This window comes from Streptomyces chilikensis, assembly GCF_001642695.1.
In the GTDB taxonomy this organism is placed as follows: Bacteria; Actinomycetota; Actinomycetes; order Streptomycetales; family Streptomycetaceae; genus Streptomyces; species Streptomyces chilikensis.
On the sequence record NZ_LWCC02000058.1, the window covers coordinates 8,306 to 18,217 of the forward strand.

11 protein-coding genes and 1 pseudogene are annotated in these 9,912 nt (G+C 75.8%); 5 read left to right on the plus strand and 7 right to left on the minus strand.

Going from position 1 to position 9,912, the window contains the following annotated elements:
- Nucleotides 1-240 precede the first annotated feature (240 nt).
- Entirely contained in the window at nt 241-588 is a 348-nt protein-coding gene (locus A2U95_RS22220) for an SCP2 sterol-binding domain-containing protein (RefSeq protein WP_166026012.1), read from the minus strand.
- A 42-nt stretch (nt 589-630) separates the two neighbouring features.
- Between A2U95_RS22220 and A2U95_RS22225 the strand changes: the two genes are divergently transcribed.
- From A2U95_RS22225 to A2U95_RS22235, 3 genes are read left to right on the plus strand one after another with little or no spacing between them, the layout of a single operon-like run.
- Nucleotides 631-924 (plus strand): hypothetical protein, encoded by a 294-nt coding sequence (locus A2U95_RS22225; protein WP_240957632.1) that lies wholly within the window; start codon nt 631-633, stop codon nt 922-924.
- 7 nt (nt 925-931) lie between these two features.
- Complete coding sequence (locus tag A2U95_RS22230; protein WP_166026014.1) at nt 932-1,747, plus strand: TlyA family RNA methyltransferase; 816 nt, start codon at nt 932-934, stop codon at nt 1,745-1,747.
- Complete coding sequence (locus tag A2U95_RS22235; RefSeq protein WP_166026016.1) at nt 1,744-2,667, plus strand: NAD kinase; 924 nt, start codon at nt 1,744-1,746, stop codon at nt 2,665-2,667. Before A2U95_RS22230 ends, A2U95_RS22235 begins: the two co-directional genes overlap by 4 nt.
- Nucleotides 2,668-2,770: 103 nt before the next feature.
- Here A2U95_RS22235 and A2U95_RS22240 read toward each other — a convergent pair whose 3' ends face one another.
- From A2U95_RS22240 to A2U95_RS32140, 6 genes and pseudogenes are all read right to left on the minus strand, one after another.
- Entirely contained in the window at nt 2,771-3,532 is a 762-nt protein-coding gene (locus tag A2U95_RS22240; protein WP_166026018.1) for an inositol monophosphatase family protein, read from the minus strand.
- Nucleotides 3,529-4,893, minus strand: a complete 1,365-nt coding sequence (locus A2U95_RS22245) for a hypothetical protein (RefSeq protein ID WP_166026020.1) — start codon at nt 4,891-4,893, stop codon at nt 3,529-3,531. Before A2U95_RS22245 ends, A2U95_RS22240 begins: the two co-directional genes overlap by 4 nt.
- Nucleotides 4,890-5,639: an HAD family hydrolase gene (locus A2U95_RS22250; RefSeq protein ID WP_166026022.1), complete on the minus strand. Its 750-nt coding sequence runs from the start codon at nt 5,637-5,639 to the stop codon at nt 4,890-4,892. Before A2U95_RS22250 ends, A2U95_RS22245 begins: the two co-directional genes overlap by 4 nt.
- 32 nt (nt 5,640-5,671) lie before the next feature.
- Nucleotides 5,672-6,130: a mannitol dehydrogenase family protein gene (locus A2U95_RS33420; protein WP_277350967.1), complete on the minus strand. Its 459-nt coding sequence runs from the start codon at nt 6,128-6,130 to the stop codon at nt 5,672-5,674.
- Between the two features lie 13 nt (nt 6,131-6,143).
- A pseudogene (locus A2U95_RS33820) lies at nt 6,144-6,653 on the minus strand (mannitol dehydrogenase family protein); the annotation flags it as partial.
- Nucleotides 6,542-7,123, minus strand: a complete 582-nt coding sequence (locus A2U95_RS32140; protein WP_206283014.1) for a mannitol dehydrogenase family protein — start codon at nt 7,121-7,123, stop codon at nt 6,542-6,544. The pseudogene A2U95_RS33820 and the gene A2U95_RS32140, both read right to left, overlap by 112 nt.
- Nucleotides 7,124-7,437: 314 nt before the next feature.
- Between A2U95_RS32140 and recN the strand changes: the two genes are divergently transcribed.
- Both recN and A2U95_RS22265 read left to right on the plus strand, forming a co-directional pair.
- The gene (gene recN, locus A2U95_RS22260) at nt 7,438-9,165 is read left to right on the plus strand and encodes a DNA repair protein RecN (protein WP_166026030.1); all 1,728 of its coding nucleotides are present in this window, start codon (nt 7,438-7,440) and stop codon (nt 9,163-9,165) included.
- Nucleotides 9,166-9,356: 191 nt separating this feature from the next.
- Nucleotides 9,357-9,912, plus strand: a 556-nt coding sequence (locus A2U95_RS22265) for a glycosyltransferase family 4 protein (protein ID WP_166026024.1), incomplete at its 3' end; no start/stop codon positions are given.

Genomic DNA, 9,912 nt, shown 5'->3' on the forward strand with positions numbered 1-9,912 from the left:
CACGTGACGGTCCGCTCCGCGGAGCCCGAGTCCCCTGGGAAGGGGGCGGGGGATGAACGGTGCTGTCCGCCCGGGCCGGCCTGCGCACGCCGCTGTGCGGTCACGTGCGTACGGCACCGCCTGCTTGCGCGCGATGGGGCGGACCGCTCGCCGCGTAAGGCGCCGCCTGCGCCCGCCCTCCCCGAACTCTCGGCTTCGCTCGAGCAGGGGGAGGGTGGTGGAGCCGATCGCGGGGTGGGGTCAGAGGAGGGAGCGGAGGCGGAGGAGGTCGCGGAGGGGGGCGTCGAGTTTCAGGCGGCCGGTGGCCCAGGCGCGGGGGAAGGGAAGGGTCCCGGCGACCAGGGCGAGGAGGTCGTCGCCGGTGGCGGAGAGACGGATCCGGGCGGGCTCGGCAGGCTGCCCCGGGACGGCGTCCAGCACCTCCAGACGGCCCCCGGCCAGCCGCCCGGTGAAGGTGACGTCCAGATCGGTGACGTGACAGCTCACGCTGCGCTCCGGCGACGCCGCCTCCCGCACCTGACGCGGCGCGGACGCCAGACGTCCGGCGAGCTCCTCCAGTGCCGCCCGGCACTCCTCGATCGTGGCCATCGCGACAGACGGTACCCCCGTTCCACGCGGTAGCGTCGTGCCATGAGCGACACACCACCCGGACCGGCGGTCGAGGAGACCGGCGTGACGCAGGCAGCGGCGGCGGCCGAGGCCGCGGCGGCCGACGATCCGGCCGCCCCCGCCCCGCTCGGGGTCCCCCGCACGCCCACCGGCGACGCCGGGGTCGACGCCGCGCTGGACCGCCTCGCCGACGCCGACCACCTCGCCGCCGACGGGCACCTCGAGGTGTACGAGGATGTACACCGGGCGCTGCGCGAGGCGCTCACGGCGCTGGACAACCCCGTCGCGCCGACGCCGCACGACAACAGGAGCTGAACCGAACGTGGCAGGAGTGGCACGCCGCCGTCTCGACGCCGAACTGGTGCGCAGGAAGCTGGCGCGCTCGCGGGAGCACGCGAGCCAGCTGATCGCCGCCGGACGGGTCACCGTCGGCAGGGCCGTGGCGACCAAACCCGCCACGCAGGTGGAGACGGCCGCCGCGATCGTGGTCGCGCAGGACGACAGCGACCCCGAGTACGTCTCGCGGGGCGGCCACAAGCTGGCCGGCGCGCTGGCGGCGTTCGTGCCGCGGGGCCTGAGGATCGAGGGGCGGCGGGCGCTGGACGCCGGCGCCTCCACCGGCGGGTTCACCGACGTGCTGCTGCGCTCCGGCGCCGGGCACGTGGTGGCCGTCGACGTCGGTTACGGGCAGCTCGCCTGGTCGCTGCAGAGCGACGGCCGGGTGACCGTGAAGGACCGCACCAACGTCCGGGAGCTGACCCTGGAGCAGATCGACGGCGTGCCGGTCGACCTGGTCGTCGGCGACCTGTCGTTCATCCCGCTCGGCCTGGTGCTGCCCGCGCTGGTGCGCTGCTCGGCGCCGGACGCGGACCTGGTGCTGATGGTCAAGCCGCAGTTCGAGGTGGGCAAGGAGCGCCTCGGCAGCGGAGGAGTGGTGCGCAGCCCCGAGCTGCGCGCCGAGGCGGTGCGGGAGGTGGCGCGGCGGGCGGGCGAGCTGGGGCTCGGGGTCCTCGGCGTCACCGCCAGCCCGCTGCCCGGACCGTCCGGGAACGTCGAGTACTTCCTGTGGCTGCGTGCCGGGGCGCCCGCCCTGGACCCGGCCGACGTCGAACGCGCAGTGGCGGAGGGGCCGCGTTGAGCGAATGCAGAACAGACGGGCAGGACCGCACGGTCTTCCTGCTCGCCCACACCGGACGTCCGGCGGCCATCCGCAGCGCCGAGCTGGTGGTGCGCGGGCTCCTGGACGCCGGGCTCGGCGTGCGGGTGCTGGAGGCCGAGGCGCACGACCTCCCGCTGCCCGACAGCGTCCAGCTGGTCGCCGAGGCCACGCCCGCCTGCCTGGACGGGTGCGAGCTGCTCGTCGTGCTCGGCGGCGACGGGACGCTGTTGCGCGGCGCCGAGTTCGCCCGCGCCTCCGGGGTGCCGATGCTCGGCGTCAACCTGGGGCGGGTCGGGTTCCTCGCCGAGGCCGAGCGCGACGCGCTCGACCAGGTGGTCGAACGGGTGGTCGCCCGCGACTACGAGGTCGAGGAGCGGATGACGGTCGACGTGGAGGTGCACCGCAACGGGAGCGTCGTCCACACGGACTGGGCGCTCAACGAGGCGGCCGTGCAGAAGGTCTCCGCGGAGAAGCTGCTCGAGGTCGTCCTGGAGATCGACGGGCGGCCGGTGACCGGCTTCGGGTGCGACGGGATCATCTGCGCCACGCCCACCGGGTCCACGGCGTACGCCTTCTCCGCCGGCGGGCCGGTGGTGTGGCCCGAGGTCGAGGCGTTGCTGATGGTGCCGATCAGCGCCCACGCGCTGTTCGCCAAGCCGCTGGTGACCTCCCCGGACTCGGTGCTGGTGGTGGAGCTGCTGCCGCACGTACCGCCGGGCGTGCTCTGGTGCGACGGGCGGCGGACGGTGGAGCTGCCGCCCGGGGCGCGCGTCGAGGTGCGCAGGGGAGCCGTTCCGGTGCGGCTGGCGCGGCTGCACCACGCCTCGTTCACCGACCGGCTGGTGGCGAAGTTCGCCCTGCCCGTCTCCGGCTGGCGGGGGGCGCCGCACCAGGTCTGAGCCCGGCTCAGGCCTCGTCCCCGTCCGGGAACACCCCGGCCACGAGTGCCCGCAGGGGTTCCCAGAGGGCCGGCGGGGCGGCCAGGACGTCGCCGCTCCGGGGTCAGGTTCCCGGAGTCGGGCCCGCCAGGTCGCCGACCGTCCCACCGGCCTGCTGGACCAGCAGCGCACCCGCCGCGCAGTCCCACGCCCGCAGGCCCGGCGCCCACAGGGCGTCCGCGCGGCCGGTGGCGACCTGCGCGAGGGCGGACGCCGCGCTGCCCCCGCGGCGCAGGTCGCGCACCCGCGGCAGCAGGACGTCCACCACGGCGCCCGCCCAGCGGCGCTGACCGGGCCGGCCGAGGTTGAGTTCCACCAGGGAGCGGGTGAGGTCGTCCCGGTCCAGGGCGGCGACCGGTGCGTCGTTCGTCGTGGTGCCGGCGCCTGCCCGCGCCTCGGTCAGGCGGCCGAGCTCGGGCTCGGCCACCGCGCCCGCGAGCAGCCGGCCGTCCTCCGGGTCCACCACCGCCACGCTGACCGCCCAGTCGGGACGTCCGTAGAGGTAGTTGGTGGTTCCGTCGATGGGGTCGACGATCCACCGGAGTCCGCCGCGGCCGGGGGTGAGACCGTCCTCCTCGCCCAGGACGGCGTCCTGCGGGCGGCGCTCCGTGAGGAAGGAGCGGATGACCTGTTCGGTGCTCCGGTCCGCCTGGCTGACCAGGTCGTCGGGAGCCGCCTTCTCCTCGACGAGCAGCCGGTGCGCGCGGCCGCGCCAGGAGACGGCTTCCCGGGCCCCCGCGCGGGAGGCGCCGCGGGCGAGGCCCAGCAGGTCGTCGAGGTCCGCGGTCGTCGGGGTCCGCCGTCCGCGGTCGTCGTCCGCGGTCACCGCGGTCCACCGGCTTCCGTCCGGACGGCCTCCCAGGTGGCCCTCCCGATCACCGCGCGGCAGACAGGGGCGAGGAGGGCCGCCGCGGCCGCGCGCAGGCGCCGCGACGGAGCCCCCATGGTGCTGAGGGAGCGGCTGCTGAAGCTGAGGTGGGCGGCCATCAGCGCCAGCCAGGGCAGCAGGGCGGCGGGCGGCCGGGGCTGGGCGGCGAGGAGGAGCGCCAGGAGCTGCAGGACGGCCCCGGCCGCGACGACGGCGAGGCGCCGTCGCGGGGACAGGATCACCGCCGCGGCTCCCGCCGCGCCCAGCCCGGTGGCGACGGCGGCCGTCGTCGGTGAGGGGTGCGGCGCCGTGAGCAGGACTCCCGTCGCGGCCGCCGCGGCGGCCGCCGTCAGCAGGGCCGCGTTCCACGGTGCGGCCGGCGGGGTGCGCCCGCGCAGGGGCGCCCACTCGGCGGGAGAGGGTGTCGTGCGGGGCATGCGGGAGGGCAGCCAGCGCGTCAGTGCCAGCAGGTGCTCGCGGCCCTGGTCGGCCCGCGCGGTCCACCGCGGCCTGCCGTGGTCGGCCGTGGCGAACGCCAGGCTCTCCGTGACCCACCGGCTGGTGACGAAGGCGGTCCCGAAGGCCCACAGGGCCAGGCCGGCCGAGACCGCGAGGGCCGGACGCCGGCCGAGGTCGACGGCGAGGGCCAGCCCGGTCATGCCGCGCACGACGTAACCGGCGCCCACCACCAGCCACAGCGCGGCCACCGCAGGCCGGACCGGCGGCGGGAACGCGCCGGTCCGGCCGGAGCCCCGTGCGCGCAGGGCCTCGTAGACGATCGCCACGCCGAAGACCGCGACGGTCACCGCGAGGAGGAACCCCCCGAGGCGCAGGCCCGGCAGCGCCAGGGCCAGGACCGCGACGGCCGCCAGGCGGGCCACCGCGACGGCGGAACTGGCGGCGACGTGGGCGCGGGCCCGGTCCATCGGGCCCGGCAGGCGGCCGCGGTCCTTCTGGGAGGGGTGCCGCTGGTCGGCGACGAAGCCGCGTATGTCGTTCCACTGGTAACGGGCGGGATAGACGAGCAGCTCCAGGGCCGCCCAGACGACCAGGGCCCGCACCACCGTCCACCCCGACGCGCCCGCCCCGGCGACGACGGCCAGGGCGAAGGTGAAGGGCATCAGCAGCCCCTTGACCGCGTCCTTGGGACGCGGCATCACCAGGTACCCGGGCATGGAGCGGGGGCGGGCCGGGCGCGCCGGTGCGGCGGGCGCGTCGCCGCGCACGAGTTCGAGCGCCGGGGCCGGTGGGCCGGTGGTCCGGGGCCGCGCCTCGAACGACGACGTGGTGCAACCGCGTACGTGCTCCCTGTCGCTCATGTGGCCACCCTGGACGTGTTCCCGACGAGGTCGGAGACGACCTCGTCCCAGCTCCGCCGCACCCACGCGGCCCCGGCGTCACGCAGTTGTCCGGCCCGTTCGGCCCGTTCGGCGTCCGGGACGAACTGCACCAGACCCGCCGTGGCGACACCCGCCGCCACGGCGGACGCCGCACCGGTGGCCGAGTCCTCCAGGGCGAGTGCCTGGTGGGGTGCCAGTCCGAGCCGGGTGAGCGCGAACCGGTAGATCGCCGGGTCCGGCTTGCTGGTCGGCCTCGGCAGGCTGTCCTCCGCGCTGAACCGGCACTCCGCCGGCAGCAGGCGGTCCAGGCCGCTGGCGCCGAAGCACGCGGCGAGCCGTGTCAGGGCACTGGAACTCACCACCGCCAGCCGGTAGCGGCCGCGCAGTGCCGACAGCGCCCCGAGCACGTCCCGGCGCGGTGTGAGCACGTGGCCGAGATGGGCCGTGACCTCGTTCTTCTCGCGTTCCACCCACTCCTCCAGACGGTCGGCGCCCAGGTGGACGCCCTGGCGTTCGGCGAGCATGCGCGCCGTGGACCGGAAGTTCATGCCGGTGGTGGTGCGCCGCAGGTTCTCGGGGGACAGGTCCCCCGTCAGTCCGAAGCTGCGCGCGAAGTCCCGGGTGACGACCGCCGAGGCGTCGAACGCGGGTTCCTCCGAGGGGAACAGGGTGCCGTCCGCGTCGAGCAGCAGCGTCGTGACTCGGGTCAGGTCGGGAATGCTCATGGGTCTCCTGCGATCAGGTGCGGGGCGGCCGGTCAGACGCCGGGCGGGGAGGCGAGCGCGGACCGCAGACTGCCGCGGCTGTCGAAGGCGTCCGCCAGCGACCTGTGGATGACGGCCACGTCGGCGTCGTCCGTCGCCAGGTCGCCGAACACGTCGGTGAGGGCCAGCAGGGGCCGCGGATCGTCCCCGCCCCGCAGAGCCGCGTCCCGCAGCTCCTCGGCACGGGCGTCCTGGACGTCGATGGGCCGCCCGTCGAGGTCCACCGCGCGCAGGTAGCGCATCCAGGCGGCGACGGCGAGGTCCAGTCGTGCGCGGGGGGAGTCCTGGGCGTGCGCGTCGTGCAGCGAGGGCAGCAGGTAGTCCGGCACCTTGGTGGAGCCCCGGCGGCACAGCCGGGCCAGCGGGTCCCCGATGCCGGGATTGCGCAGGCGCTCCAGCACGGTGCCGCAGTAGGCCGTGGGGTCCATGCCGGGGACGTCCGCCGGGAGCAGGGGGGGCGATCTCCTCGCGCATCAGCCGCTCGACGAAGTCGGCCACGGCCGGGTCCGCCATCGCCTCGTCGGTGCGGTGGTGGCCGGCCAGGTGGCCGACGTAGCCGAGGGCGCAGTGGACGCCGTTGAGGAGCCGGCTCTTGATGAGCTTGTACGGTGCGACGTCGTCCACGAACAGGGCTCCGACACGGTCCAGCGGAGGCCGGTCGTTGCAGAAGTCGTCCTCGATCACCCACTGGGTGAACGGTTCGGTGATCACCGGCCAGCGGTCGCCGACCTGGAAGGTGTCCTCCACCTCGTCCCGGTCCCCCGGGGTGGTCGCAGGGGTGATGCGGTCGACCATGCTGCCGGGGAAGGAGACCCGCTCCGCGATCCACCGGGCCAGTGCGGGACCGCGCCGTCCGGCCAGGGTCATGACCGCCTCACGGGTGGCGGCCGCGCTGTCGGGGAGGTTGTCGCACGACAGCACGGTGAACGGGGCCCGGCGGGCGCGCCGGCGGGCGTCCAGGGCGTCGACGACCAGCCCGAACACCGAGCGGTCCGCCTCCTGCGGGTCGGGGGGAGGACGTAGCCGTCGGCGGTGATCGTCAGGGTCACCAGCCGGGTGCGCGGATCGGCCAGGCGCTCCGCCACCTCCTGCCGGTGCTCCGTGAGCAGGAGGTACTCGGTCACGCACCCGACGATCCTGGCAGCACTGTCGTCGGCGCCGCCGCGCTGGACGACGGTGAAGAGGTTGTCCTGTGCGTCGAGGACCTGCCCCATCTCCGGCCGGCTCATCCCGACACCGATCACCCCCCAGCGGGTGAATCCCAGTTCGGCCAGCTCGTCGAAGTAGACCGCCTGGTGCGCGCGGTGGAAGCCGCCGACCCCGAAATGGACGACGGCCGGCTCCAGCTCCACCCGGTCGTAGCCGGGAGTGCGCAGCTCATGACGGTGCGGAGCGTCGACGGTGCGGTCGTTCAGGGCCGGGACGGATGGCGCCGGTTCCGACATCGTGATCCTCCGTGGTGCCTCAGAGGCGCTCGTGCTCCTCATGCGTTCGGCCGGCCCGACGGCGCGTCCTGAGAGGAGGACGCCGTCCGGCCCGCCCCGTCCGCCCGGTGCGGGCCGTCAGGGGACCTCATGGCGACGGGGCCTTCTCCGCGTTTCCAGCGCGCGCGTGCCGGAAACGGAAACTGACGGACAATTCACGACAAGTCGCTTCCGCCGCCCGGTCCGGCCCCTCCCGGGCGACACGTCTGGCCCACGGGGGGCGGCGTCGCGATCACGACCCGGGACCTCGTAAGGTCGGGGGCGTGTTGGAGGAGATGCGGATACGGTCGCTCGGGGTCATCGACGACGCGGTCGTGGAACTGTCCCCAGGTTTCACCGCGGTCACGGGTGAGACCGGGGCGGGCAAGACGATGGTCGTCACCAGCCTCGGTCTGCTGCTCGGCGGTCGCGCCGATCCCGCCCTGGTGCGGATCGGCGCCAAGAGCGCGGTGGTCGAGGGCCGGATCACGCTGCCCGCCGACGCGCCCGCCGTCATCCGTGCCGAGGAGGCCGGCGCCGAGCTCGACGAGGGCGCCCTGCTGATCAGCCGCACGGTCTCCGCCGAGGGCCGCTCCCGCGCCCACCTCGGCGGCCGCGGGGTGCCCGTCGGGCTCCTCGCCGAGCTGGCCGACGAACTCGTCGCGGTGCACGGTCAGACCGACCAGCAGGGCCTGCTCAAGCACAACCGCCAGCGCCAGGCGCTCGACCGGTACGCCGGCGCCGCCGTGGCCGGCCCGCTGGAGAAGTACACGGACGCCTACCGGCGGCTGCGGGCCGTCTCCGCCGAACTGGAGGAGATCACCACCCGGGCCCGTGAGCGCGCCCAGGAGGCCGACCTGCTCCGGTACGGACTGGAGGAGATCAACGCCGTCGAGCCGCGGCAGGGCGAGGACGCCGAGCTGGCCGCCGAGGCGCAGCGGCTCGGACACGCCGAGGCGCTGGCGCAGGCCGCCACCGCCGCCCACGCCGCGCTGGCCGGCGACCCCGAGGACCTCGAGGGCGTCGACGCCGGCTCCCTCGTCTCGGGCGCCCGGCGCGCCCTGGAGGCGGTCCGCTCGCACGATGCCGCGCTGGCCGCGCTGGCCGACCGGGTCGGCGAGATCGGCATCCTGCTCGCCGACGTCTCCGTCGAACTCGCCGGGTACGCCGACGGCCTCGACGCGGACCCGATCCGGCTCGCCGCCGTGGAGGAGCGCCGGGCCGCGCTCACCCAGCTCACCCGCAAGTACGGTGAGGACGTCGCGGCCGTGCTGGCCTGGGCCGAGCAGTCCGCCGCCCGGCTCACCGAACTCGAGGGCGACGACGACCGGGTCGGTGAACTCACCGCCGAACGTGACGCGCTGCGCGCGGAACTGGGCTCCCTGGCCCAGCAGTTGACCGAGGCGCGGACGGAGGCCGCCGAGCGGTTCGCCGCCGCGGTCACCGAGGAGCTGGCCTCGCTGGCCATGCCGCACGCCCGGGTGTCGTTCGCCGTCCGGCAGACCGAGGACCCCGAGGGCGTCGAGGTCGGCGGGCGCACCGTCGCCTACGGGCCGACCGGTGCGGACGAGGTCGAGCTGCTGCTCGCCCCGCACCCCGGGGCGCCGCCGCGGCCGATCGCCAAGGGCGCCTCCGGCGGTGAGCTGTCCCGGGTGATGCTCGCCGTCGAGGTGGTCTTCGCGGGCACCGACCCGGTTCCGACCTACCTGTTCGACGAGGTCGACGCGGGCGTCGGAGGCAAGGCGGCGGTCGAGATAGGCCGCCGGCTCGCCCGGCTCGCGCGGACCGCGCAGGTCGTGGTCGTCACCCATCTGCCGCAGGTCGCCGCCTTCGCCGACCGGCAGCTGCTGGTGGAGAAGACCAGCGACGGATCGGTCACCCGGTCGGGCGTCAAGGTGCTCGAGGGGGAGGACCGGATCCGCGAGCTGTCGCGGATGATGGCCGGGCAGGAGGACTCCGAGACCGCCCGGGCCCACGCCGAGGAACTCCTCGAGACGGCGGCCGCGGCACGCGCCGAGCTCTGAGCCGGGCCGGGGACACCCGCGCAGGCCGGCCGGAGGGCGGTCGGCGGGCCGCCCGGGCTCTGGCATCCTAGGCGGCGACGAACGCGTCCGGGCCGGGCGGCGGGACCCACGAGGTCCCGCCGCCCGGTACCGCGCCGCCCGGCGAACCGCACGAAGCCCGCACGACGCCCCGACCAGGAGCCAAGGCGCCCGTGACACCTGTGAGCAGCCCCGCCTCGACCGGCCTCGCGCCGCTGCGCACCGTCCAGGTGACCGGCGGCAGCGCGGCCGGAAGCATCCACGTGCGGTCGCTGGCCGCCGGTCTGATCGCCAGGGGCGTGCGGGTCACGGTGTGCGCCCCCAGCGACACCGAACACACCTATGGTTTCGCCGCCGTCGGGGCCCGGCACGTGCCGGTGCCGCGCAGCAGCGACCCGGCGTCGGTGGCCGCCCTGCGGATCGCCTGCGCGGACGCCGACGTGGTGCACGCGCACGGGCTGCACGCCTCGTTCCGCACGGTGCTGGCGCTGGGCGGACGGAACACGCCGCTGGTCGTCACGTGGCACAACCGGGCGCGGGCCGGGGGCACGGCGCGGGCCGCGCTGCTGAAGGTGCTGGAGAGACGGGCGGTGCGGGCCGCCTCGGTGGTCCTCGGGGTCTCCTCCGACCTGGTGGACCGGGCCCGGCGGCGTGGCGCGCGCGACGCGCGGCTGTCGGCGGTGGGCCTGCCGCGGGCGCTTCCGGCGGGCGGCGCGGCGCGGGCCGGCG